At 65.4% G+C, this 23,430-nt stretch carries 25 protein-coding genes, 1 other RNA gene and 1 pseudogene; 12 read left to right on the top strand and 15 right to left on the bottom strand.

All coding sequences use genetic code 11. The features are described 5' to 3' along the window. Positions 1–12: 12 nt before the first annotated feature. Positions 13–522, top strand: a complete 510-nt coding sequence (locus ACPFMJ_RS00755; protein WP_424362002.1) for a hypothetical protein — start codon at positions 13–15, stop codon at positions 520–522. 25 nt (positions 523–547) lie between these two features. Here the strand turns inward: ACPFMJ_RS00755 and ACPFMJ_RS00750 are convergent, their stop codons facing one another. Further along, complete coding sequence (locus ACPFMJ_RS00750; protein ID WP_424362001.1) at positions 548–1,147, bottom strand: hypothetical protein; 600 nt, start codon at positions 1,145–1,147, stop codon at positions 548–550. A gap of 132 nt (positions 1,148–1,279) precedes the next feature. On the opposite strand from ACPFMJ_RS00750, the gene ACPFMJ_RS00745 reads away from it, so the two are divergent. Continuing rightward, a complete protein-coding gene (locus tag ACPFMJ_RS00745) occupies positions 1,280–2,491 on the top strand; it encodes a hypothetical protein (protein ID WP_424362000.1) in 1,212 nt (403 codons plus the stop codon). 3 nt (positions 2,492–2,494) lie between these two features. Here the strand turns inward: ACPFMJ_RS00745 and ACPFMJ_RS00740 are convergent, their stop codons facing one another. From ACPFMJ_RS00740 to ACPFMJ_RS00730, 3 genes are all read right to left on the bottom strand, one after another. Next, positions 2,495–2,782, bottom strand: coding sequence for a hypothetical protein (locus tag ACPFMJ_RS00740; RefSeq protein WP_424361999.1), 288 nt, complete (start codon positions 2,780–2,782; stop codon positions 2,495–2,497). Between the two features lie 220 nt (positions 2,783–3,002). Then, entirely contained in the window at positions 3,003–4,103 is a 1,101-nt protein-coding gene (locus ACPFMJ_RS00735; protein WP_424361998.1) for an ATP-dependent DNA helicase, read from the bottom strand. 78 nt (positions 4,104–4,181) lie between these two features. After that, positions 4,182–4,310 (bottom strand): hypothetical protein, encoded by a 129-nt coding sequence (locus ACPFMJ_RS00730; RefSeq protein WP_424361997.1) that lies wholly within the window; start codon positions 4,308–4,310, stop codon positions 4,182–4,184. A gap of 136 nt (positions 4,311–4,446) precedes the next feature. Here ACPFMJ_RS00730 and ACPFMJ_RS00725 point away from each other — a divergent pair, with 136 nt between their 5' ends. Then, positions 4,447–5,460, top strand: a complete 1,014-nt coding sequence (locus tag ACPFMJ_RS00725) for a sterol desaturase family protein (protein WP_424361996.1) — start codon at positions 4,447–4,449, stop codon at positions 5,458–5,460. Here ACPFMJ_RS00725 and ACPFMJ_RS00720 read toward each other — a convergent pair. Together ACPFMJ_RS00720 and hemN are read right to left on the bottom strand one after the other, a co-directional pair. Further along, positions 5,450–5,839 carry a hypothetical protein gene (locus tag ACPFMJ_RS00720; protein ID WP_424361995.1) on the bottom strand — a complete coding sequence of 130 codons (390 nt, stop codon included), beginning with the start codon at positions 5,837–5,839 and terminating at the stop codon, positions 5,450–5,452. The genes ACPFMJ_RS00725 and ACPFMJ_RS00720 overlap by 11 nt on opposite strands. Positions 5,840–5,868: 29 nt before the next feature. After that, a complete protein-coding gene (gene hemN, locus ACPFMJ_RS00715) occupies positions 5,869–7,215 on the bottom strand; it encodes an oxygen-independent coproporphyrinogen III oxidase (protein WP_424361994.1) in 1,347 nt (448 codons plus the stop codon). A gap of 195 nt (positions 7,216–7,410) precedes the next feature. Here hemN and ACPFMJ_RS00710 point away from each other — a divergent pair, with 195 nt between their 5' ends. Continuing rightward, positions 7,411–7,782, top strand: coding sequence for a hypothetical protein (locus tag ACPFMJ_RS00710; RefSeq protein WP_424361993.1), 372 nt, complete (start codon positions 7,411–7,413; stop codon positions 7,780–7,782). 166 nt (positions 7,783–7,948) lie between these two features. Here ACPFMJ_RS00710 and ACPFMJ_RS00705 read toward each other — a convergent pair whose 3' ends face one another. Further along, positions 7,949–8,257, bottom strand: a complete 309-nt coding sequence (locus tag ACPFMJ_RS00705) for a hypothetical protein (protein ID WP_424361992.1) — start codon at positions 8,255–8,257, stop codon at positions 7,949–7,951. A gap of 169 nt (positions 8,258–8,426) precedes the next feature. Here ACPFMJ_RS00705 and ACPFMJ_RS00700 point away from each other — a divergent pair, with 169 nt between their 5' ends. Then, positions 8,427–9,092: a response regulator gene (locus ACPFMJ_RS00700; RefSeq protein WP_424361991.1), complete on the top strand. Its 666-nt coding sequence runs from the start codon at positions 8,427–8,429 to the stop codon at positions 9,090–9,092. Here the strand turns inward: ACPFMJ_RS00700 and ACPFMJ_RS00695 are convergent, their stop codons facing one another. Genes ACPFMJ_RS00695 through ACPFMJ_RS00685 form a run of 3 tightly spaced genes read right to left on the bottom strand, consistent with a single transcriptional unit; the run spans position 9,093 to position 11,585 of the window. Continuing rightward, positions 9,093–9,590 (bottom strand): Rab family GTPase, encoded by a 498-nt coding sequence (locus ACPFMJ_RS00695; RefSeq protein WP_424361990.1) that lies wholly within the window; start codon positions 9,588–9,590, stop codon positions 9,093–9,095. Next, positions 9,587–11,272, bottom strand: a complete 1,686-nt coding sequence (locus ACPFMJ_RS00690; RefSeq protein ID WP_424361989.1) for an OmpA family protein — start codon at positions 11,270–11,272, stop codon at positions 9,587–9,589. The genes ACPFMJ_RS00695 and ACPFMJ_RS00690 overlap by 4 nt, the downstream gene beginning before the upstream one ends. Further along, complete coding sequence (locus ACPFMJ_RS00685; RefSeq protein WP_424361988.1) at positions 11,265–11,585, bottom strand: hypothetical protein; 321 nt, start codon at positions 11,583–11,585, stop codon at positions 11,265–11,267. The genes ACPFMJ_RS00690 and ACPFMJ_RS00685 overlap by 8 nt, the downstream gene beginning before the upstream one ends. A gap of 240 nt (positions 11,586–11,825) precedes the next feature. Between ACPFMJ_RS00685 and ACPFMJ_RS00680 the strand changes: the two are divergent. Next, positions 11,826–12,167: pseudogene (locus tag ACPFMJ_RS00680) on the top strand (integration host factor subunit alpha); the annotation flags it as partial. A 192-nt stretch (positions 12,168–12,359) separates the two neighbouring features. Here the strand turns inward: ACPFMJ_RS00680 and ACPFMJ_RS00675 are convergent. Then, positions 12,360–13,883: a class I adenylate-forming enzyme family protein gene (locus tag ACPFMJ_RS00675; protein WP_424361987.1), complete on the bottom strand. Its 1,524-nt coding sequence runs from the start codon at positions 13,881–13,883 to the stop codon at positions 12,360–12,362. A 181-nt stretch (positions 13,884–14,064) separates the two neighbouring features. Between ACPFMJ_RS00675 and ACPFMJ_RS00670 the strand changes: the two genes are divergently transcribed. Both ACPFMJ_RS00670 and ACPFMJ_RS00665 read left to right on the top strand, forming a co-directional pair. Further along, a complete protein-coding gene (locus ACPFMJ_RS00670; protein WP_424361986.1) occupies positions 14,065–15,216 on the top strand; it encodes an acyltransferase family protein in 1,152 nt (383 codons plus the stop codon). A gap of 50 nt (positions 15,217–15,266) precedes the next feature. Continuing rightward, positions 15,267–16,148 (top strand): hypothetical protein, encoded by an 882-nt coding sequence (locus ACPFMJ_RS00665; protein WP_424361985.1) that lies wholly within the window; start codon positions 15,267–15,269, stop codon positions 16,146–16,148. A 6-nt stretch (positions 16,149–16,154) separates the two neighbouring features. On the opposite strand, the gene ACPFMJ_RS00660 is transcribed toward ACPFMJ_RS00665, so the two are convergent. Together ACPFMJ_RS00660 and ACPFMJ_RS00655 are read right to left on the bottom strand one after the other, a co-directional pair. Continuing rightward, positions 16,155–17,453 (bottom strand): hypothetical protein, encoded by a 1,299-nt coding sequence (locus tag ACPFMJ_RS00660; protein WP_424361984.1) that lies wholly within the window; start codon positions 17,451–17,453, stop codon positions 16,155–16,157. Next, positions 17,453–18,385, bottom strand: a complete 933-nt coding sequence (locus ACPFMJ_RS00655) for a ribose-phosphate pyrophosphokinase (RefSeq protein ID WP_424363760.1) — start codon at positions 18,383–18,385, stop codon at positions 17,453–17,455. The genes ACPFMJ_RS00660 and ACPFMJ_RS00655 overlap by 1 nt, the downstream gene beginning before the upstream one ends. A 226-nt stretch (positions 18,386–18,611) precedes the next feature. Here ACPFMJ_RS00655 and mnmA point away from each other — a divergent pair, with 226 nt between their 5' ends. From mnmA to ACPFMJ_RS00635, 4 genes are all read left to right on the top strand, one after another. Continuing rightward, positions 18,612–19,853: a tRNA 2-thiouridine(34) synthase MnmA gene (gene mnmA, locus ACPFMJ_RS00650; protein ID WP_424361983.1), complete on the top strand. Its 1,242-nt coding sequence runs from the start codon at positions 18,612–18,614 to the stop codon at positions 19,851–19,853. After that, the gene (locus ACPFMJ_RS00645; RefSeq protein WP_424361982.1) at positions 19,850–20,572 is read left to right on the top strand and encodes a class I SAM-dependent methyltransferase; all 723 of its coding nucleotides are present in this window, start codon (positions 19,850–19,852) and stop codon (positions 20,570–20,572) included. Before mnmA ends, ACPFMJ_RS00645 begins: the two co-directional genes overlap by 4 nt. A 41-nt stretch (positions 20,573–20,613) precedes the next feature. After that, a non-coding RNA gene (gene ssrS / locus ACPFMJ_RS00640) (6S RNA) lies at positions 20,614–20,767 on the top strand. Positions 20,768–20,806: 39 nt separating this feature from the next. After that, the gene (locus ACPFMJ_RS00635) at positions 20,807–21,394 is read left to right on the top strand and encodes a 5-formyltetrahydrofolate cyclo-ligase (RefSeq protein WP_424361981.1); all 588 of its coding nucleotides are present in this window, start codon (positions 20,807–20,809) and stop codon (positions 21,392–21,394) included. Between the two features lie 4 nt (positions 21,395–21,398). Here the strand turns inward: ACPFMJ_RS00635 and ACPFMJ_RS00630 are convergent, their stop codons facing one another. Together ACPFMJ_RS00630 and cobT are read right to left on the bottom strand one after the other, a co-directional pair. Next, on the bottom strand, positions 21,399–22,268 hold the full coding sequence (locus ACPFMJ_RS00630; protein ID WP_424361980.1) for a LysM peptidoglycan-binding domain-containing protein: 870 nt from the start codon (positions 22,266–22,268) through the stop codon (positions 21,399–21,401). 69 nt (positions 22,269–22,337) lie between these two features. Next, positions 22,338–23,357, bottom strand: a complete 1,020-nt coding sequence (gene cobT, locus ACPFMJ_RS00625) for a nicotinate-nucleotide--dimethylbenzimidazole phosphoribosyltransferase (RefSeq protein WP_424361979.1) — start codon at positions 23,355–23,357, stop codon at positions 22,338–22,340. Positions 23,358–23,430 lie beyond the last annotated feature (73 nt).

Below are 23,430 nucleotides of genomic sequence, written 5' to 3'. Positions count from 1 at the left end.
AAAAGAGGTTTCATGCTGCGCCGGCTGATCGTCATGACATTCGGCTTCGTCATCGCCGCGGGCGTTGGCGCGGTCTTTATGGTCGTCTCCGCCCTGTTCGATCCTGCGACCCGGGAAGCAGGACTGACGCCGCTCATCGCCGGGCTTTTCGCCATTGTCGACGAAGCCATCAATGAAGGCGACCCCGAACAGGCTTTCGCCGCGCTGAGTTTCGTCGTCTGGGCCGTGATCATCGCGACATGCGCCGCGCCGCTCGCCGTGGCGGCGCTCGTTGGAGAAGCTGCGGGCGCGCGATCCTTCGTCTGGTATTCGGGCGTCTCCGGTCTGCTCGCGGGCGCCTCGCCCTGGATCGCGCGCGCCGCGAAGGGGTTGGAGCGCGTGCAGCATGTGAACGAGGCGGAAAGCCGCCTCGCCTTGTTGTTTTTCCTTACCGGCGCGCTGACGGGCGCGATCTATTGGCTGATCGCTGTCCCGGCGAAAAGGCCGGCGCCTGAAGAAGGGCGCGCGCAATCTTTCAAGTGAGGGAGCCCCGCGAGGAAAGGCGCGATTAATACCGCTTGCGCCGCATGCCTTTCACGCCGGTGTTGCTGTATTGCCAGTAGGCCAGGACCGCGCCGATGAGGAAAACGCCCGCGAGCATCGCCGTTGCGTAGAATTGCAGCCATCCGCCGATCGTAAAGCCGAACCGCGTGGTGCGCTTCGTCCCTGACGATTCGGTGACGGAAATGAAAGCCGCATAATTGCCGGTCTCCTCGAAGTCGTGCTCGACGGGAACGGCGCCGCCGGGATAAAGGCGCGGCGCGAAATATGCGACGGTGAAGGGCGCGAGATCGTCCTCTTCGGAGAGCGGCTTGCCAGGCTCCTTCACGATGCGCACCTCGATGGGCAGCGCGCGCAGGCGCTCGGCGATGAGGTCGACGGTGAGGATGATTCGACCCGGCGCCGGAAACTCCGCGCAGAAGCGGTCGCGCGAACGGTCGGGCATATAGGCGACGACGCCAATGAGGTCGGGGCCGATCGAGATTTCGCATTGGTCGCGAATCGTCGAGGACTTGTCCATGCTGATGGCGCGCGCGGTCGAAGGCGCGAGAAACGCAGCGAGAAAGGCCGCGCAAAGGACACGCGCCAGCGAGCGAAGCGATGACATGCTTTTTCTCCAACCTGTGCTCGGCCGCCGCCCGTGACGGATAGCGGACTAGACCGGTGAAATCCCCGGTTTTTCGCGGTTTTGCAAGGGGTCAGGATTGACGCGACTCAAGGGAAGTGCTCTTAACCGAACATGGCTGATTATTATTCCTTGATCTCCCGCGCCATTGCCGCTCTCCCCCAGCAATCGCCCGAGGCGAGGCAGGCGGTTTACGAGCGCGCGCGCAAGGCGCTGTTCAGCCAGTTGCGGGGCATCCAGCCGCCGGTCGCGGAGGCCGACATCGCCGCCGAGGGACGCGCGCTCGACGAGGCCGTCGCCCGCGTCGAACGCGAACTCACGGCGCCGCCGCAAAGGCCCGCGCCCGCCAAAGCGGATACTTCTTTCGCGGCCGCACTCGCGCGTCATGGCGCGACGCCGGCCGCAAAGCCAACCCCTCCCGCCGAGCCGCGTCCATCGGAGCGCACCGCGGAGGACGCCTGGCGCGAGACGCTCGCCGACACGGAGAACGAGGCTCAGGCCCCGCGCGAGCCGCAGCGTCCTGCCGCCCCGCTGCCCTTACCCCCGAAATCCCGCCGGCCGCCCACGCGCATCATCGCGCTCGCTGGCGTGCTCGTCGCGCTGATCGCCGTCGTCGGCGCGCTCGCCTGGTATCTGCGCGAGCGACCGGAAGACCTCGCCAAGCTGAAACCGGAAGAGACCGGCTCCTCGGACACGGCGGACGCTGGAAAGTTCGGCGACCGCGTCGAGGGCGGCAATTCCGCGCCCGCCCCGAGTTCCGGCAAGCGCGCGACCGCCGTGCCTGTGGCGCAGAAGGCGGAGATGTGGGTCGCCTCGCTGCAGGAGCCGGACAAGGTCGACCGCATCCTGAACGGGACGGTCGTGTGGCGCCTGGAGAATGTCGGCGGCGGCCCCGGCCAGCCGATGAGTTCCGCCATCCGCGGCGACGTGGACATTCCGGACGGCAAGATGAAACTGACCTTGCTGTTTCAGAAGAACAACGACTCGACCCTTTCCGCGTCTCACACGATCAACGTTTCTTTCAAGCCGCAGCCCGGCAGCACGCTTGGCGGCGTGAAGGCGATCGGCCCGATCCAGATGCGCCGCGCCGATGCGCAATCGGGCGAGAAAGTCGCAGGCATTCCGGTCCCGATCACGGAAAACAACTTCCTCATCGGCCTGATGCGCGGCGACCGCGAAGCGCGCAACATTCAGCTCTTGCGCTCCATGGCGGTCCTCGATCTTCCGCTGCAACTCGCGGACGGCCGCGCGGCGACGATCAATATGGAAAAAGGCCCGGCTGGCGAGCGCGTCTTCGCGGACGCGATCGATAGCTGGAGCAAGTAACCGTCAGACGGTGACGAGCCGGTAGACGAAGGAATTTTCGCCCTTCCGGCTCACCCAGTCGCATTCAGGCGGCGCGTCGCCCTGATCCTTCATCGCCACATCCCAGGGGCAGCTCATGAGCGAGCCATCCGTCTCGTCCCAGACGATCCAGCCGAAATCGGGATGGCGCAGCATCCAGACATCCTTGTCCGCGCGCTTGAACCGCGGAAGGCCGTCCTCGCCCGCCGGCGCGGCGAGGAAGCGATAGACCGCGCCGTCGGAATAGCGGCGCATTTCGATGGCGTTGGTCATTTGGACATCTCCGTCGCGGCGCTTGCTCCAATACCCTCCCCTGGAGGGGGAGGGTCGCGCGTTGCGAAGCAAGGCGGGGTGGGGTGAAACCGCGCGCTTCTGCGCGCGCAAAATGAGAGCCGTTGTGCGGTTTCCATGAGCATTAGCAAACATTGGCGCCGACACCCCACCCCGAAGCGCTTCGCGCTTCGACCCTCCCCCTCAAGGGGAGGGTGAGAGGCTACATCACCAATGTCAGCTTCTGCGCCGCGCGCGTGACGCCCGTATAGAGCCAACGCGCGCGGTGCTCTCGGAAGGCGAAGGACTCGTCGAAGAGAGTCACATTGTCCCATTGCGAGCCCTGCGCCTTGTGCACCGTGAGCGCGTAGCCATAATCGAACTCGTCCGAATCCTTGCGCAACGCATAAGGAATTTCGCCCTCGCCGCCTTCGAAGAATTGCGGGATCACCGAGACGCGCTGGAACTTCCCGGCCTCGCCCTCCTCCGGCATGACCAGCATTCTGATCTTGCCGCGCCGTAGGGCGCCTGCGCTCTTGACGGTGAAGAGCGCGCCGTTGAGCAGGCCCTTCTTGCGGTTGTTGCGCAGGCAGACGAGCTTCTCGCCCGAGTGGGGAAACGGGCCAGCAGTGAATCCCCGCAGTTCGCGCAGCCGGTTGTTGTATGCCCGGCGCGTCTTGTTCATGCCGACAAGCACCTGATCGGCGCCGGTGACGAGCGCCGGATCGAGCCCATCGCGCCCCACGATACGCGTCTCGCCATAGACGCCGCGCTGCAACGTGCCGCCTTCGCGAATCGTCATGGAGAGGCGAACGATCGGGTTGTCCGCGGCCTGGCGATGCACCTCGGTCAGCATCACATCGGGTTCTGACTCGGTGAAAAAGCCTCCACCCTTCACCGGCGGCAATTGCGCCGGATCGCCCAGCACCAGCACCTTCTTGCCGAAGGAGAGAAGATCGCGGCCCAGCTCCTCGTCCACCATCGAGCATTCGTCGATGACAATGAGCTTGGCGTGCGCGGCTTCGCTATCGTCGTTGAGGACGAAGGAAGGCTCCTCCGTCTCGGAGTCCGTGGCGCGATAAATCAGGCTATGGATCGTGCGCGCGTCCTTGCAGCCCTTTGAGCGCATGACGAGCGCGGCCTTGCCCGTGAAGGCCGCAAAGGCGACGTCGCCGTCGACATGCTCGGCAAGATGAAGGGCGAGCGTCGATTTTCCGGTTCCGGCATAGCCGAAAAGCCGAAAGACCTGCGGCCCGCGCGGCGTCGCGAGCCATTTCGCGACGGCGTTCAGCGCATTATCCTGCTCAGGCGTCCAGACGGGCATGTGTCCCTATAGATCGAATCGGGAACATGCACGATGGCGAAACGCGCCCTTCGCCACAAGCGCGTTGCGTCGCCCCTGTTAAGAACCCATCTGCGAAAGCAGGCTTATCTTTTCGTAAACATTGACGATCGCCAGCAGCATCGCCCCCCAGATGCCGACCCAGAGCGCGACGAAACGCGGATTGTTCAACAGTTCCTTGGCTTCCATGGTCAAGCTCCCCGGCCGCTTCCTCGCGTCAATTTGACGCCGAAAGCCCGGCCGCCTCTGCCGTTTGCATTGAGGAAAGCTTTACCCCCCGCCTTTAGCGTCGAGACAGTCAGAATTCCGACAAAGAGCGGGCAAAATGAGCTTCCTGGCCAGCATCACCGACAAGCTCCACCCCGTTCTTCTCTCCCCCGGCTCGCATTTCTCGATTTACTCGCTCGCCGCTGGTTTTGTCGTCGGCTTCGGCTTCCTCGCCTGGCGCCAGCATAATCGCCGCGGCCATGTGCGCATGAAGGCGCTGGCGCGCGCCTTCTTCACCCGCAGGATCCTCTTCAACCGCTCGACCAAGGCGGACGCGTTCTATTTCTTCCTGAACGTGTTCGTGGCCGGCCTCTTCATCGGCTGGTTCTGCCTCTCCACGAGCCAGGTCGCCGAATTCACGCAGGGCGCGCTCGTGGATCGCTTCGGCTTCCGCCCCGAGACCGGTCTGCCCGGCTGGCTGCTGCGCGGCGGCATGACGGTCGTCGCCTTTCTCGCCTTCGAGTTCGGCTACTGGTTCGACCATTATCTGAAGCATCGCATCCCCTTCATGTGGGAGATGCACAAGACGCATCACACGGCCGAGCGGCTCACGCCCATGACGGTCTGGCGCGTGCATCCGCTCGATTCCCTGATGTTCACCAATGTCGTCGCGATCTGCGTCGGCCTCGCCTGCGGCGTCGCGTCCTTTGCGCTCGGCGAGCATGTCCCCGCTTTTTCGCTCGCCGGCGCCAACGCCTTCCTGGTGCTGTTCTTCTTCACCTTCGTGCATCTGCAACATTCGGAAGTCTGGCTGCCGCTGCGCGGCTGGGCCGGCAAGCTGCTGATGAGTCCCGCCCATCACCAGATCCATCATTCGATCGATCCGGCGCATTACAACAGCAATATGGGCAACGCCCTCGCCATCTATGACTGGATGTTCGGCACGCTCGTCATGCCGTCCGAGAAATCGCCGCGCCTCGCCTTCGGCGTCGAGGAGCCCGGCGTCGATCCGCACAGCGTGACGGAGCTGGTGCTGTCGCCCTTCCGCAATGTGGCGCTCGCGCTCATCCCGACGGTTCCCGCGCCGGAAGCGCCGGTCGCGATCGAGAAATCCATCGAGATCACGCGGTAAGGCCGCCAAACAGCAGCACCGCGCCGAGACCCGCGGACACCGCGGAGTAAGTCGGAAGGTTCTCCTTGAGGCGCATCCATTCGATCAAGCGCCCAAGAAAGCCCGCGGGCAGGAACAGGGCGGCGAGCCCGCTGAAAAGGCCGATCCAGCCCACAGAAGAGACGAGCGCCTCAAGCCATCCGTCCCAGCGGTTGTGAGCCGAGATCACGACAAGGCCGAACGCGACGCGGAGCACGCCGATCACCGACTCGAAGACGGGATCGCTCGAGATGCGGTCGAGAAGCCCCAACGCCGCCTCTCGCCGCCAGTAAAGCCAAGCGCCGGCGAAAAGCGCATAGGCGCCGATGAACTTCGCGAAGAAAGCCGTCAACGGCGACATGCGCCTCTCCGAGCAGCCCCCTGCCCGATTCAAACCGCGGCGGAATGGCGCGCCGCGGAAGCCTCCAGATAGGCGTCGAAGGCCGCGGCGGCAAGGCGGACGAAGGGCCGGCCGCGCTCGGTCACCGTCACCCGCCGCTCCGTGATTTCCACCACCCCGTCGCGCTCCAGGCCCGAAAGCGGAACGCGCGCGGCGTCGAAGGCGTCGATGGCGAAGCCGTGCTCCTGCGCGATCTCGCCAAAGTCGACCGTGAAGTCGCACATGAGCCGCTCGATGACGTCGGCCCGCGCCAGATCCTCGATGGAGAAGGCGAGGCCGCGCGTCACCGGAAAGCGGTCGTCCTCGACCGCGCGGCGCCAGCCGGCGACATCCGTGGCGTTGCCGACAAAACCCTGCGGCAGGCGGCCGATGGAAGAGACGCCGAAAGGCAGCAGCGCGGCGGCGCTGTCGATCGTATAACCCTGGAAATTACGGCGCATCCGCCCCTCGCGCGCGGCGACCGCGAGCGGATCCTGCGGACGCGCAAAGTGGTCGAGGCCGATCGCCTCATAGCCCGCGCGCTCCAAAGCCGCGCGAACGGCGGCGGCCTGGGCGAGGCGCTCCGCGGCGCCGGGAAGCGCGGCGGCGTCGATCATCTTCTGGTTGGCCTTGAACCAGGGCACATGGGCGTAGCCGAAGACGGCAAGACGCTGCGGGTCGAGCGACGCAGCCATGGCGGCGGTGCGCTCGACATCGGCGACGCTCTGAAGCGGCAGCCCATACATGAGATCGAGATTGATCGCGGTGATGCCGACGGCGCGCAGCGTCGCGACGGCGCGCGCGACGATCTCGAAAGGCTGAACGCGGCCGGCCGCCTCCTGCACATGCTCGTTGAGATCCTGCACGCCGAAGGAGGCGCGGGTGATGCCTGCGCGCGCCAGCGCCTCCGCCATTTCGGCGTCGAGGAGCCGGGGATCGAGCTCGATGGCGTGCTCGGTCTCGTGCGTGACGTCAAAAAGCTCGCGCACCCGTCCGGCGATTTCAGCAAAGCGCGCCGGCCCCAGAATGCTCGGCGTGCCGCCGCCCCAATGGATACTGACCACCCCGCGGGCGCGGGTGGCCTGTGCCGTCATCTCGATCTCGCGCAGCAGCGTTTCCTTGTAGGAGGTGAGCGGAGCCTCCTGGCGCGTGGCCTTGGTGTGGCAACCGCAATAGGCGCAGATTTCCCGGCAGAAGGGCACGTGGAAGTAAAGGGACAAGGAGGCGTGGGGATCGAGCGCCGCCAGCCATTCGCGCATTTGCGCGTCGCCGATCGCCCTCGAGAAATGCGGGGCGGTGGGGTAGCTCGTGTAGCGCGGCGCGGAACGTTCGGCGAGCGCGAGTGCGGCCGGGTCCATAGCGCGGACTCCCTGTTAAGTTTTGTTGACACAAATCTAATCCAGGCCGCCGCAGAGCGCAAAAGGTCGCGCTGCTACACATTACCGCGCCTCAGGCGCAGAAAAACCAGACGAATCCTTCAAACGCCCTTGGCCCCCGCCTGTGAAAAGGGCAAACTGAAGGCGATTCTCCGCTTTTCTCTGGAGCCAGCGTCGATGTCGACCCCTACCCCGCGCCCGGACCGCTTCCGGCGCCTGGGCTTCTTTGCAGCCGCCTTCGCCTTCGTCATCCCGGCAGCCGCCCTCGCCGCCGCCGACGGCGTATCCGGCCGCTACGGCGTTCTTCGCGACGACAAGGACACGGGCTGCATGCTCACTTTGATGGGGGGCGGCCGCGCTCAACTTGCGCCCGCCTGCCGCGACAACGGCATCGTCGTCTTCGACCCGGTGCGCTGGTCGATCGACCACGGCAAGCTCGTGCTGGTCGCCCGCAAGGGCCACAAGGCGCATTTCGAGAAGGATTCGAACGGCGTCTGGCGCCGCGACGCGGCCGAGGCGAAGTCCGTGCTGGCCTTCAGGCCGATCTGACGAAAAAAGCCTCCCGGATCGCTCCGGGAGGCTCGTTATCCGCCGCCACGCGAGAGGGGCGGGAGGCGACGGCGGAAACGCCTATCTACGCAGCACGCTACGAAACCCTGGGAGGAGTCGGGGAGGACGTTTTCTCGGGCGTTACGCGACGGCGTTGTTCGCAGAGCTACTCACAGACCTGCGCCCTGCGATAGGCGACGACATTGCCCCAGCCGTCGGTGACGGGGCGATCGACGTAATAGCAATCTCCATAGCCGCCATATCCGTAGCCATAGTCCGGCTGCGACGCTGCGCCGGCCATCGCGCCCAGCGCAAAGCCGCCGATCGCGGCGGCCGCGGCGGCGCCGCCATTGTTCCAGCCGCCTCGATAGCCCCAGCCATGATGGCCCCAGCCGTCCGCCGCGGCCGGCGACGCCGCGCTCAGGGCGCTCACGAGCGCCGCGGCGCAGATGGTCCTTTTGAAATTCTGGCGCATCGGACGCTCCCTTCGTTCGAGGCTTCCGCCGTTTTCGGCGTCATGGGAGAGATCATCGCGCCGCTTCCCTGAACCGGACGTGTCCGCGCCGTTCATCTTACAGTCAGCTTTTGCGCGGCCCAGCTTCACGGCCTATTGTGCCGGAATCCACAAAACGGAGGAGAACCCGTTGAGCGCCGAGGCTAAAATCCGCCTGATGATCGCCGAGGATCAGACCGTGATCCGCAAGGCGCTCTCGGCCCTCCTGGCGCTGGAAGCGGATATCGACGTCGTCGCGACTGCTGCGGACGGCGAGCAGGCGATCAGCGCCGCGCTCGCCTATGCGCCCGACGTCATCCTCATGGACCTCAAAATGCCCCGCATGGACGGGATCGCAGCGACGCGGGCGATCCTCGCCAAGGCGCCGCAAACGCGGGTCGTCATGCTGACAACCTTCGACACGGACGACCTCGTCTTCGAGGCGATTTCAGCGGGCGCACAGGGCTATCTGCTGAAAGACGCGGAGGAGAGCGAGATCCTGGCGGCGATCCGCGGCGTCGCTCAGGGCGAGCCGCGCCTGTCGCCAATGATCGCCGCGAAAATCATCGCGGAATTCCGCCGGGTGAAAACTCACGCCAAACCGGCGCCGGCGACGGCCCCGGAGGACGAGGAGCCGCTGACCGAACGCGAGAAGGATGTTCTCGCCCATGTCGCCGCCGGCAAGGGCAATCGCGAGATCGCGCGGCAGATGGGGCTCGCCGAGGGAACGGTGAAGAACCATGTCTCCACCATTCTCGCCAAGCTGCATTTGCGCAGCCGGACGGAACTCGCGATCAGGGCGCTGTCGGAGCGCTGATCAGGCGCGCCGCCAGATCGCGCGTCCAATCGAGAGGAACATCTCCTCGACGCCCTGCCCCGTCTTGGCGCTCGTATAAAGAACCTCCGCCTGCGAGGCGGCCTCCTCCGATAGGCGAAAATCGGGCGTAAGATCGATCTTGTTGACGATCGCGGAGACCGGGCGGCCGGGGAAGCATTCTTCGAATTTGGCGACAAGGCCCGACATCTTCACCACCGTCGCCGGCCGCGTGGCGTCCGCGACGACGATCGCCGCCGAGGCGCCGGCGAGATAAACCGTCTCGAAGATGCGCATGCCGAAATCACCGTCCGTGTCCCACAGGACGAAGCGCAGCGTCGCATTGTCGCCTTCGAGGCCCAGCGCCACGTCATGCGTGAGCACGTCCACGCCGATCGTCGTCTTGTAGTCGCTCTCGAAACGGTCGAAGACAAAACGGCGCGCCAGCGACGACTTGCCGACGCCAATATCGCCGAGCAGCATGACTTTCGCCGACATCATCTCACGTCGAACTCCCCTGCATAGGGCAATTCGAAGGAGACGCGGCGGCTGCGGATCGTGTCGAGCGTCGAGTCGGCGATGGGATTGAGCGTGGACCGCGAGACGAGCGCCAGTCGGTTGCGCGGCACGCCGCGCTCGACCAGCATCGCCACGATCTTGTCCGCGCGCTTGCGCGAGGCGGATCGGCTCGAAACGGTTGCGCCCACATCGTCCGCATAGCCCACAACGCGCAAGCCGCTGTCGCTCGCCTTCAGCAACGACGCCAGTTCATCGAGCCGCGCCGCCGTCGCCGCCGGGTCGAGCAGCGTATCGGATTCTGAAAAGAACACCGCGAAATTCTCGACGAAGCGCTGCAGCTTTGCGCGCGGCGCGTCGTGCTCGCCGGCGAGACGGTCGAGCGCGGCGCGCGTTTCTTTCAATTCGCCGCGAAGCGCCTCGATCTGCGCCTGCGCCTCTTGCAGAGTCGCGGCGGCGCGGGTTTCGCCCGCGCGCAAATCCTGCTGCGTCTGCGAGGCGAGCGCCACGATCTGAACCTCGCGCTCGACGCGGTAAGGTTCGGCGAACCGCGTTACCGACTCCAGGATGGCCTGCGGCTCCGCGTCATTGGCGGCAAGCCCGCGCAACACGACCCGGCCATCCTTGTGTTCGATGTCGAGGCGCAGCGGATATTGCGCCAGCGCCGGATGCGACGCCATCGCTTCCTCATAAGCACCGCGAATGCGCCATTCGCGATAGGCGTGCAGAACCGGCTCCCAACTGAACCAGACGACGAGCCCGGCCAGCGCGGCGCCGAAGATCAACACCGGCGTCTTGCTTTTCGGCTTCGCGGGCCCCTCGGCGAGCGCGTCGCTCAACAGGCCGCCAATGGCCGCCGGCGTGCAGGCGTCCTCCTCCTTCTCGTGCAATTCGACGATGGAGAGGAAAGCCTCGTCGAGGCGCTTGCCGCGCTGCCCCGACAATTCGCCGCCGAACTCGCCCGCGACGATGACGCGCGGCGAGGCGCGCAAAAACACCTTGCCCGAGCCGATGTCGAGCATGCGCAATTCGCCGCCCTTGTCGGCGTAGACATTCGTCGCGAATTCGGTGATCGCGGCGATCATGCCGCTTTCCAGATCTGCGTTGCCGCCCTCGACTCCCTCTTCAGCCTCCGGCCAGATGGCGAGGAGCCGCCCGCTTCCGCGTTCAAGCAGCAAGGCGCGTTTGAGGCGGCCCGACTCGGCTTCCGCCAGCGCGACTTCCGCCATGCTGCGGCCGGTCGCCATGGCGCGCAGACGCAACCGCCAGGAATTGGCGGAAACCAGCGCGTCGATGCGGGCATTGAGGCTCTCGACGAGATCGCGAAAGGCGCCCGCCACCGCCGACGTCACGAGGCGGCCCATGATGGGGTAAAGCGCCTCCACCATCATGTCCTTCGAGTTCTTGATCTCGGAACGGATGATCGACACGACGGACGGCGCCATCGCGTTGCTGAGGTCGCGCGGATGCTTTTCTTCGGCGCGCCTGAAGGCGTCGATCAGCGCGTCGCCGGTCGAAACCGACATTTTCTTTTCGTCGCCGACGCGGTCGTCGAGCTTCTCGACGCGCTGGGCGGTTTCTTCCAAACGCCGGCTGACGTCGCCGAGAAGAAGAGATTTGATCTTCTCGAACGCCTCCGCTCCACCGGGCGTCGACATGTCAGACATTGGTCTTCTCGCTCATCGCCTTGATGCGCTCGCCGAGTTCGGTAAGCGCGCCGCCAATCGCCGCAAGCGATTCCGCCTGCCCTTTCTGCGCGTCGCGCACGTATTCAGCGAGGCGTGCGTCGAGCGCGTCGCAACGGGCTGCGAATTCGTTACGCATGGCTTCCAGTTTCTGCTCGAGTTTGGCGAGTTCTTTATCGGTCTCGCGCTTCGTCGCGCCGAACAGGAGCTCCCGCATCTGCTCCATTGGATCGAACATCATGCCAATCGGCGTAAGGTCTATTTTATGTTGTTCTTCTTTGCCGTCGCCGTTCATTACGCTTTCCCTTAAAACACTGCGCATTCGAGACTAGGGGAACTTAATTTTCCATCGTCTATCAACTTTCTAACACGCTCCCCGTCGAAACACGACAGTCAATGACAAAAGTCACCCCGAGGAAGTGACCATCAGCACTGTTGCTATCGACGGAGAGCGCGCAGTTTCACGCAAGGTCGCGTCGTCTAATGAATTTAAGGCTCATGGACGCATGCGCGATTGATATCGGGCGCTTGGACAATGTCGGATAAAAATACACGGATTCAGCCAAAAGCCCCCGCGCCGGCCCAGCGCGGCACGCTGACGCGTCAGGACATCGCACTCGCCATCTTCGAGCGAGTCGGCGGCATCTCGCGCCGCGAGGCCAAGCGCCTGACCGATTGCGTCATCGACGAAATGGTGTCCACGCTGATTTCCGGCGAGACGCTAAAGCTGCATGACTTCGGCTCTTTTGTCGTTCGCGACAAGCAGGAACGCTCTGGCCGCAATCCGCGCACGGGCGCGCCTGTGCCGATCGACGCGCGCCGCGTCGTCATCTTCAAGGCGTCGCCCAATATGAAAGCGGCGGTCAACGGCGACGCCGTTACGGAGTGCGCGAGGCCAAAGCGCCCCGCTGCTGGCGGCCGGGAGGGCGCCCACGCCGGCGGGGCCGCGCCGGTTCTGGAGAGCGCCCTGGACAAAGCGTAACATACCCGTTCGCTCTGCCCCGCGAATGGATATGCGGGCTCGACTGCGCAATCTCTGCCCCGATGCGCGCAGTCGAGCCCAATTCTTTCAGGGCAATTCCGAGCGCTTCAGCTTGCCATTGGCGTTGCGCGGCAAGGCGTCGAGAAAGACGATTGCGCGCGGGCGCTTGTAGGCTGCGAGATGCGCATGGCAATGCGCCAGGATCGCTTCCTCGTCATGCGGCGCATTGTCGCGCATCACGACATAAGCCTTGATGATCGTCGTGTCCGCGTCGCGCCCCGGACGCTCCGCCGCCGCCGCCTCCGCGACATGGTCGAAGGCGAGCAGGCATTTTTCCACTTCAGCGGGAGACACGCGAAAGCCCCCCGCATTCATCACCTCGTCCGCGCGACCGTGATGATGCATGTAGCCCTCGGCGTCGAAGGCGACGAGATCGCCCGAGACGAACCAGTCGCCGCGAAAAGCCTCGCGTTCTTCATCCGGCCGATTCCAGTAGCCGAGCATCAGACCCGGATCCTCGCGCCGCACGGCGAGCACGCCGGTCTCCCCGGGCGGCAACGGCGTCTCGCCGCCCTCCGCCGGAAGGGCCGCGACCACCCTGCCCGGCTGCGGACGGCCGGGAGAACCGGGATGCACCGGCGTCGTGGGGCCGCTGGAAATGAAGGTCGAGCACTCGCTCATCCCGAAGGCTTCGTAGATTTCCTTGCCCGTGCGCGCCTTCCATTCCGCGAGCAAAGCTGGCGGCAGCGCGGCGCCGGCGGAGAGGCCGTGACGCAGGCTCGAAAGATCGGCCTTTTCCGGCGCGGCGTATTTCAGCAGTTGTCGGTAGACGCCCGGCACGGCGGCGAAGACGGTCGCACGATGTTCGGCGATCAGGCGCGGCCAGACGTTTGGATCGGGATGGCCGTTATAGAGCACGGCGGAGCCGCCCGCCGATAAAGGATCGACGATGCCGACGCCGAGCGTATAGGTCCAATTGATCGCGCCTGCATGCAGCATTACATCGCCGGGGCCGAGCCCGGTCCAATGCGCGCGCATGGGCCGGCGGCCCCAGGCCGCGCGATGGGCGTGCAGCACGCCCTTGGGGCGGCTCGTCGTGCCGGAGGTGTAGACGAGATAGGCGGGATCATCGGCGGCCGTGTCCGCGTAATCGTCTAGCGGCGCGGTTTCGGCGAGGCGCTCCAGATCGGCGCCGCGCAGGACCGCCGCGCCGCCTTCATGCGCCTCCTTCTCGAAGGCGGCCCCCAGCGCCAGAACCGAAGCGCCGCAATCCTTCAGAAGAAAATCCGCCTCTTCGAAAGTGAGCTGGGAGGAAGCGAGCAGCGGCACATAGCCGCCCGCGATCGCCGCGAAATAAGCAAGAGCCGCGTTCGCCTCGTTACCCATGCGGATCATGACCCGCGCGCCCTGCGGCAGGCCGAGCGAGCGCAGCCCCGCGGCCAGCCGCCGCACTTTCAGATCGAGCTCCGCATGCGTCCAGCGCTGGACGCCCCCGTCGCCGACGACGGTGATCGCCGTCACATTGGGCCGCAGCCGCGCGTTTTCCGCGAGGCAGTAGCGCGCGAGATTGAAGCGGGCGGGGACAGGTTCGCGGAGGATCGAGGCGGTCATGCCCGCGCTTTTGGCGCCCACGCGCCGCTTTCGCAAGCCTGTCCCGCCAGACCGACAAAGGCTGCGCTCAAGCAAAACCTCAAGATTTAACAGCCAAGCTCATGTATACTGGCGCTTAATAAGAATAATATCATATTTGTTCGATTTTTGAGATACGAATAGTCAGGATTAGAGGCAACTAATGACTGGCTTACTTCGCTTTTTTCTTGCCGCCATCGTCGTCGCGTCTCACCTGATTAACACGCACTTTTACCTTCACCTCGGCTATTACGCCGTGAGAGCGTTCTTCATATTGTCTAGCTTTGCGATGACGGCGGCGCTCCATGAGCATTACCGCTTCGACGGCGCAAGATTTTGGTCCAACCGCTTCCTGAAGCTGGCGCCGACCTATTTCGTGGTCTGCGCGCTCACCTCGCTCGCCATCGGGCTCTTCCCCCAGCAGGCGGCCTATTTCATGCCGCGCTGGGCGCATCAGGCGTCGTTGAGCGACCTGATCGGAAACATCGCGATCGTTCCCATCGTCTTCCTCGGCGCCGACCGCCTCATCTTCATCGAGCCAGCCTGGTCGCTCGCCGTGGAAATCGTGATGTATGCGGCGCTTTTCCTGTTCGTCGCCCGTAACGCCGCTTTCGCTTTTTACGGCTTCGCGCTGGGTTTCTGCTTCCACCTCGTCGCGACCCTGTCCGACGCGCCCTTCGAGCAGATCTATTTTTCCATCGAGGGGGCCATTCTGAGCTTCTCGATCGGAGCGCTGGCCTATTTCTGGAGCCGTCAGAATTCCCGCGAGATAAGGCCCGCGGCAGCCTTTTTCGTGTTGACCGCCTGGCTTGTGAACCTCTTCGCCGAAGGCGCGCTGGCGCCGATCGACTATCCGCGGCAAGCCGGCTTCTATGTGAACATCCTCCTGTCGACGCTCCTCTGCATCGCTCTGACGTCGTTGAAGGCGCCGCCAAAACTGCGGCGGATCGACGGCTTCCTCGGCGATCTGAGCTACCCGGTCTTTCTGGTGCAATGGCTCGGCGGCTTCGTCGGATTCATGCTGCTTTCCGGCGCCGCATTACGCGGCTGGACCCTCCTCGCGGCAGCCGTGACTCCGATCCTGCTGATTGCGGCGGCGCTCGCCTCGCTTCAGAGGCGCTACGTCGAACCGCTGCGCGGCCGGATTCGCCGCGACGACATGGATGGCTTCATCATCCGGGCGAGCGAGGGGTCGCCCTTCCCGTCGGAGACGGCGATCGCGGCGTTGCAGCTGGCGGAGGCCGGAGAGCCACAGATTGCGCGGCGCGTTAACCCTTCACAAACCACGAGTGCAGGGCAAGCTTTTGTAATTTAAAATCTGCGTCAAATTTCTCTCCAATTGAGTCGATGGATTCGGAGAGCGGCGTGGCGAAGAAGAAGTCCCAATCCTCACGGGGTGCCTCGCGCCCGGCCAGAAGCGCAAAGAGCGCGCCGTCCAAACTCCCCTCCACCGCCCTCCTTCTCGCTGTCGGCGTCGCCTGCGCGGGCGGCGCGGGCTTTTTTCTCGGCAAGAAGGGCGACGCGCCTCACCTGAACCTTGCCTCGTTGATCGGCTCCGACAACAAGGCGCCGGCGACCAAGCAGGCCGCCGAGCCGAAGAGCGCCGACGCCCCGCGCGTGAAGACCGCCGACAAGGCCGGGCTCGCGCGGTTGCTCAAGGGCGAGGCGACCTCGAAGCCGGCGGAATCAAGGGCGGTCGAGGCGAAGGATTCGGACTTGAGACCGCCCGCCGATATCCCGATGCCGCCGGCCAAGCCGGAACTCGCGAAAGCCGACGCGCCGAAGCCAGAAGCGCGGCCGGACTCTTTGAAAGCCGACGCTACGGAAAAGCCCACCGTCGCCGCGAAAGCCGAAATCCCCGAGCAACCGGCGCCGCTCGCCTTCGCCCTGCTCGATCGCGAAGTCAGCCAGAGTCCCGACGACGGCGAGCGCGTGACGCTGTCCCTGAATTTCGAAAACCTCGCCGGCAAGCCCATCCGCGCCTTCGAGGGCGTGGTGAAGCTCACCGACCCTCAGGACAACGGCATTTACAGTTCGACGATCTCGGTGAGCGCGCTCATCTCGGAAGGCGGCGCGCTGCATTGGGATCAGCATGTCGACGCGCGCAAGCTCGACGGCAGAAGCAAGCGCCTGGTCTCGGAGGACAAGGCGAATTTGCGCGCCGTCTTCCTGCTCAAGAAAGTCTTCTTCGTGGACGGCAGCGTGCAGAAATACGCCATGCCGCCGCGCGCCGCGCAGGCGGGTTGACGCCTCTCAGGCCCGCGCGCCCCAGGTCATGATCTCGATGCGCTTCCAACGCTGCGTGTCGGGGTCTCCCCAGAACTCCACGCTGGCGTTGGCGAATTTGTAGAGCAGTTCCGAGCCAAGGCGATAAGGCTCGGCGACGTCGTCGAAGGACAGATCATGCGGCTCCAAAGCGCCGCGCCGTTCAGGCGAAACGAGTCTGTCGACGAGCGCCCAGGAATCTTTTTCCGAGAGTCCGTCCGCATCCTTCGCATAGAGCACGTATGAAGCGCCCGTGTGCGCGCCCACGACCATGTCGATTCGGAAGAGAGCGACTCGCGAGTCCCAGTCTGGCTCCGACGCGACGCCGAATTCGCCCGCGCGCGGATGCAGAACGGCGTAATAGAAAGCGAGATGCAGGACCGCGTACTTGGCGATCTCCGGTTCCGGATCGTCGCCAAGCCGGCGCAGGATCGTCTCCATGCCGGGAACGACGCCCCTGCGCTCCGTCGCGGTTTGCGCGGCCAGCGCCTTGTGGCCGAGGCGCAGCATCATCTCGACGGATTCGGGCGAGCCGTCGCAAATCTCATGCAAGTGAAAATCGACGCCGTTGAAGGGCAGATGCTCGGGCTCAGGACCGTTGCGGTTTGCCAGGATGTTCAACATCCATTCCGCCGCGTCCGGCCCCTCGCCTTCCATGAACTTGCAGGCCGACCAGAAAGGCCCGGCGACGCCCGGCCGCTCGATATCCTTCGCGCCGATAAAGGCGAAGAGTTCATCGTTGCATTCGCCGATGCGCTCACCGAGCCGATGCGCCGCGCAGGCGCGGACATAATCCGACGTATCGTCCAGCAAGGCGATCAGATGCGCAATATCCGCCTCCGCGTCGCCTTCCGGCTCATGGAGCACGATGGCGCCGCGCAGCTTCTCCTGCAGGTCCGGATCGCTTTCGACTTTCAGCCATGCGCGAAAGCGTTCAGTGACCGGCCCCGCGAAAGGTTCGCCGTCGCCGTGATAGCGCATATGGTCGAGGAAGGCGTCCTTCACATCGACATGCTTGGCCGCCGCCGCTTCGATCTCGCCCAGCAGCCAATCGAGGCGCGCGAGCGACGCGCCTTCGGTCGCCGAAGATCCGCCGCCGCTCATCCGCTCCGCCCAGAATACAGCCATGCACAGCCGCTCGATCGCGCCGTCGCGGATCGAGGCGTCGACGTCGGTCAGGAAGCCCGCCATGCGCGGGTAATAGGCTTCCCATTCGGCGGGCGACAGGCTTTGGAGCTGGAGGCCGTGAAGGTCCCAGAAAGACGGCGCGTTGTCGCTTGCGCTCATCAATCGAACAGACTCGACACGCTCTCCTCGCGCGCGGTGCGGGCGATCGCTTCGCCGATAAGCGGGCCGATGGGAATCACGCGAATATTGTGAGCCGCCGTCACGCCGTCCGTCTCGCGGATCGTGTCGGTGATGACGAGCTCCTTGAGCTTCGAGGCCGCGATGCGCTCGCAGGCCGCGCCCGAGAGCACGCCATGGGTGATGTAGGCGTGAACCGATTCCGCGCCGGCGGCGAGCAGCGCCTCCGCCGCATTGCAGAGCGTGCCGCCCGAATCGACGATGTCGTCGACGAGGATGCAGTTATGGCCGCGCACGTCGCCGATGATGTTCATCACCTCGGATTCGCCGGCGCGCTCGCGACGCTTGTCGACGATGGCGAGCGGGGCGTCGATGCGCTTGGCGAGCGCGCGGGCGCGCACCACGCCGCCGACGTCCGGCGAGACGACCATGACGTTCTTCAACAGCCGGTGGGCCTTGATGTCGGCGACCATGACCGGCGCGGCGAAGAGATTGTCGGTCGGAATATCGAAGAAGCCCTGAACCTGGCCGGCGTGCAGATCGACCGTCAGCACGCGGTCGGCGCCGGCGCGGGTGATGAGATTGGAGACGAGCTTGGCCGAGATCGGCGTGCGCGGCCCCTGCTTGCGGTCCTGCCGGGCGTAGCCGAAATAGGGAATCACCGCCGTGATGCGGCGGGCCGACGCGCGGCGCAGCGCGTCGATCATGATCAGCAGCTCCATCAGATGGTCGTTCGCCGGGAAGGAGGTCGACTGGATCACGAAAGCGTCCTGCCCGCGGACGTTTTCGAGCACCTCGACCCAGATTTCCTGATCGGCGAAGCGCCGGACATGCGCCCGGCACAGCGGAATGTTCAGATGCGCCGCTATGGCCTCCGCGAGCGCCCGGTTCGAGTTGCCCGCCAGAAGTTTCATCGCCGCCATGGACTGGTCCCCACACCCCGCTACTGCTCGCGGGCGTCTTAGCAGCCATGGGGCCTGGGAACAATATGACGCGGTTATGGCGGGCGATCTCGCAGATGCGATTGCCTCACGGATAGGTAATGCTCTAAATGTCAGTGGCCGGCAGTTCCCGCCCCGCGCGCGGGGGCCGGCCCGCGTCACCGCGGCCCGTGTCACTCGAAGGCGTATCCTCCCTGAAATGACGCATTGCACCATCCCTGTGGATGAACTGCCGAACCTGCCGGCGTCCCCGGGGGAAACGCGCGTGGTCGTCGCCATGTCCGGCGGGGTGGATTCGAGCGTCGTGGCCGCCCTGCTGAAGGAGCAGGGCTACGACGTCGTCGGCGTCACGCTCCAGCTTTACGACCATGGCGAGGCGACCCATCGCAAGGGCGCCTGCTGCGCCGGCCAGGACATTCAGGACGCCCGCGCCGTGGCGGCGCGTCTCGGCATCCCGCATTTCGTGCTCGATTATGAACGCCGCTTCCAGGAGAAGGTGATCGACGAATTCGCCGCCTCCTACGCCAGCGGCGAGACGCCGGTCCCCTGCATCGCCTGCAACCAGTTCATCAAATTCGCCGACCTGTTCGAGACGGCGAAGGACCTCGGCGCGCATATTCTCGCGACCGGCCACTATATTTCCTCGCGCGACGACGGCCAGGGCGGCCGCGCCCTCTACCGGGCCAAGGACGCCTCGCGCGACCAGAGCTATTTCCTGTTCGCGACGACCCGCGAGCAGCTCAAGATGCTGCGCTTCCCGCTCGGCGACTACACCAAGGCCGAAGTGCGCGAGATGGCCCGCCGCTTCTCGCTCGAGGTCGCGGACAAGCCGGACAGCCAGGACATCTGCTTCGTCCCCAGCGGCAAATATACCGACGTGGTCCAGCGCCTCGCGCCGGAGGCCGTGGTGCCTGGCGACATCGTCCATGTCGATGGGCGCGTGCTCGGTCGCCATGCGGGTGTCGTGCATTATACAATCGGCCAGCGCCGCGGTCTGGGCCTCGGCGCCGCAGTCGCGGGCCGCGACGCGCAGCCGCTTTTCGTCGTGCGGCTCGACGCTGCCAAAGCGCAGGTCGTGGTCGGCCCACGCGAGGCTCTTGAAACGCGCGCCCTCGCGCTGCGCGATGTGAACTGGATCGGCCCTGGCGCGTTCAGTGAACTGCCGCCGCAGGGGATCGATATTATGGCCCGCGTCCGTTCGACCCGCCCGCCCGTGCCCGCCCGCCTCATCGCCCTCGATGGCAAGGAGGCGAACGTCGTGTTCGCGGCTGGAGAGTTCGGCGTGTCGCCGGGCCAGGCCTGTGTGTTCTACGACCGCGCCGACGATACGGCGCGGGTGCTCGGCGGGGGTTTCATTTCCGCCGTCGAGCCGGTGAGAAAAAACATTTCAGTCATGGCGCCGACGCCGCGCGCCGCAACCGCGCGAGGGGCGCCGAAATGAGCGAAGCGACAGATTACAGCCGCGAAACCGAGTCGCTGGATAACTGCGACGTCGAGGCGGCCTATGCGCGCTGGGCCCCGATTTACGACCTGACCTTCACGGCGGTCTTCAAGCCGGGCCGGCGGGCGCTGACGGCGGCCGCCTCCAAGGCCGACGGCCCGATTCTCGACGTCGGCGTCGGCACGGGCCTTGAACTCCCCATGTTCGAGCCGAACACACAGGTTTACGGAGTCGACCTCTCGGAACCCATGCTGCGCCGCGCCGCCCAGCGCGTCGAGCGCGAAAACCTGCGCCATGTCGCCGGCCTCTACAAGATGGACGCAACGCGAATGGCCTTTGCGGACGCTTCCTTCGCCTGTGTCTGCGCCCCCTTCGTGCTGACCGTCGTGCCGGAGCCGGAGGCCATGCTGGACGAACTGGCCCGCGTCGTGCGCCCGGGCGGCGAGATCGTTCTCGTCAACCATGTGAGCCGCAAGGACGACCCGCTCGCGGTCCTTGACACCTGGCTAGATCGCCATGTCGCGCCGCGGCTCGGCTGGCGCCCGCAATTCCCCTGGTCGATCATCGGCGACTGGATCGACCAGCGCGCCGACATGCAGCTCGTCGAGCGTCGCCTGCTGGCGCCTTTCGGTCTTTTCACAATGAGCCGCATCAAGCGCCTGCCGGTCATGCAGGACGTCGAGGCCCCGGCGGAAGAGACCACGCTGGAATACGCCTGACCGGGCTGGCGCGGGCGACCGCGCCACGCTAGATTAGAAATGCGGCGCTGCGGGGTGCGTGCAGGACTTTATTCCCCGGGGCCTTATCGATCTCTAAGGGAGCTGTCCCTGGCCTTGCCCGTGGGCTCGGTCACACGGCGCCCACCTACGTTGTAGGTTCCCGGGATCGATGTCCCACGGCTCACGTGGCCCGCGCTTTCACTCATCCGCTTCTACATCCCGGCCCGCTTCTCGATGACCGATGTGAAAACCGAACTGCGCCGGCATTCGCTGGCGCGCCGCGATCTCGTGAGCCATGACGAAGCGCACGCCGCCGCCGAGGCCATCGCGCGAGGCGGGGTCGCATTGGTCGCGGAGCTCGCGGAGAAAGCCGGCCTCGAAGCGCCTGTCGTTTCGGTCTATTGGCCCATCCGCAGCGAACTCAATACGCGCCCGCTGATCGACGCGCTTGCGGCCAGGGGCTATCGCGTCGTGCTGCCCGTGATGCACAAGATCAAGCACCCCCTCGTCTTTCGGGACTTTACGCCCGGCGACGATCTGGTGAAGGGGCCCTACGGCCTCTCCGAACCGGCCGACGACAAGACGGCGCGCGACCCGGACATCATCTTTTCCCCGCTCGCCGCCTTCGACCGCAAGGGCTATCGCCTCGGCTATGGCGGCGGCATATACGACGCAACGCTCGCCGAGCTGCGCCCGAAGAAACGCGTCACCGCGATCGGCGTCGCCTATTCCTGCCAGGAAGCGGACCACGTCCCGACCGAGCCGCACGATCAGCGACTGGATTTTTTGCTGACCGAGCGGGAGACCATCATCCCTGCTTGAGCCTTTATTTCTGAGGCTTGGCCGGCAGCTTGACGACCTGCCCCGCCTTTAGTTTCAACCCTGGCTTGATCCCGGGATTGGCGGCCGCGAGCGTGGCCAGCATCTTCGCCTGGCCGTAGACCTTCCGGGCGATCGACTTCAGCGTCTCGCCGCTCTTAGCCACGTATGTGTCGTCCGCCGCGCCGGCGTTCGCGTCCTGGACAGGCTCCGTGGACTTGCTCTCTTCCGTCTCCGCAGGCGCTTCGGCGCTCTCGCTTCCGGTCGCGGCAGGCTCCGCCTGCTCGGCGCTCGCCTGCTCCTCGACCGCTGGGGCAACCGGCGTGCGGCCCACGCCCATCGCGAACACATAGACCAGCGCCGCAGCGGCGGCGGCGGCGGCGAATTCTCTCAAGCCGCGTATGCGCTTGGGCGGAAAGAGCGGCGGGCGGTGATCCTTCGGCCCAGGCGACTCTGCGACTTCCTCCCGACCCTTGAGCCAGCCGAAGAGATCGAAAAGGAAATAAACGGTGAGAACCAGGGACAGGGCCGGTCGCCAGACGCTGGCGGGCGCGAAGATATAGGCCAACGCAGCGGGTTGAACGAGAAGCGCCTTCCAGGGAAAGCCCTCTTCTTCCTTGTCGCCACGCCGCCGGTAAGCGAGAGCGACCGCGATGAAGAGCAGCAAATAGGCGCCGCATAACGCCCAGCCCGGCGCGAAGCGCCAACCCAAAATCCTCTCGCCGAAAAGATAGACGAGACCCGTGGCGGTCGCCGCGAAGATTCCGTGCAGAAAGCGATGCGGACCGGCGATCTGCGTCAAATGGGCGAGCAGCGCGCCGCCCGACAGCGCCATGAGGACCGTCGAAACATTGGCCGACAACAGGTCCGGATTCATACAGATTGGCTCCCATGCGACTTACGGAGCGTTGACAGGCGGGTGTGACGGGGTGTTTAGCGGCCCCTCTCAGGATTTGCCGCTGACCCCGGCGCTCTCGAATGTCGCCATATCGCGGTGGCAGGCAAGAGCGGTCTTGATGATGGCGATCGCCAGTCCAGCGCCCGAGCCTTCGCCCAATCGCATCCCAAGATCGAGCAGCGGCTTTTTGCTCAAGCGCGCCAGAACCTCCCCATGCGCCCCTTCGGCCGAGACATGGCCGGCGATGCAATGTGCGACGGCGTCCGGCGTGATCGCGTGAAGCAGCGCCGCCGCGGCGCAGACCACGAAGCCGTCGAGCACCACCGGCACGCGGTTAAGCCGCGCCGCCGTGATCGCGCCCATCATGGCCGCGATCTCGCGTCCGCCGAGGCGCCGCATGATTTCCAGCGGATCGGAAAGATGCGGGCCGTGCAACGCCAACGCCGCGTCGATCGCGGCGTTCTTGCGGGCGAGCCCGGCGTCGTCGACCCCCGTCCCCCGCCCCGTCCAGCGGGCGGCGGGGCCGCCATAAAGCGCCGCATAGATGACGGCGGCGCTCGTCGTGTTGCCGATGCCCATCTCGCCCGGCGCCAGCAGGTCGATCCCGCCCTCGATCGCCTCGAATCCATAGGCGAAAGTCGCGGCAGCCTCGCGCTCGTCCATGGCCGGGCCTTGCGTGAAGTCCTGCGTGGGGCGCTCCAGCGCCAGCTCATAGACCTTGAGGCCGATATTGTGCGTCTTGCAGATCTGGTTGATGGCGGCGCCGCCGCTCATGAAGTTCTGCACCATCTGCTCGGTCACGCTTGCGGGAAAGGCGGAAACCCCCTGCGCCACGACACCGTGATTGCCGGCATAGACCGCGACGAGCGGCCGCGCGACGGCTGGCTGCGGAACGCCCTGCCAGGCCGCGAGCCATTCGACGATCTCCTCGAGACGCCCCAGCGCCCCCGGCGGCTTGGTGAGCTGCGCATCGCGAGCCCGCACGGCGGCGACGGCCGCCTCGCTCGGCCCCGGCAGGCTCGCGAAAAGCATGCGGATTTCTTCGAAAGGGCGAATCTCGGACGCCATGTCAGCCTCGCGGATGGGCCAAAACAAAACCGCCCGGACCTTTCGGAGCCGGGCGGTCGAAACACGCGGTTGA

Source organism: Methylocystis parvus (assembly GCF_049675845.1).
GTDB classification, from domain to species: Bacteria; Pseudomonadota; Alphaproteobacteria; order Rhizobiales; family Beijerinckiaceae; genus Methylocystis; species Methylocystis parvus_A.
Note: the sequence above shows the minus strand (reverse complement) of the source record. Positions and strands in the feature narration are given on the sequence as shown.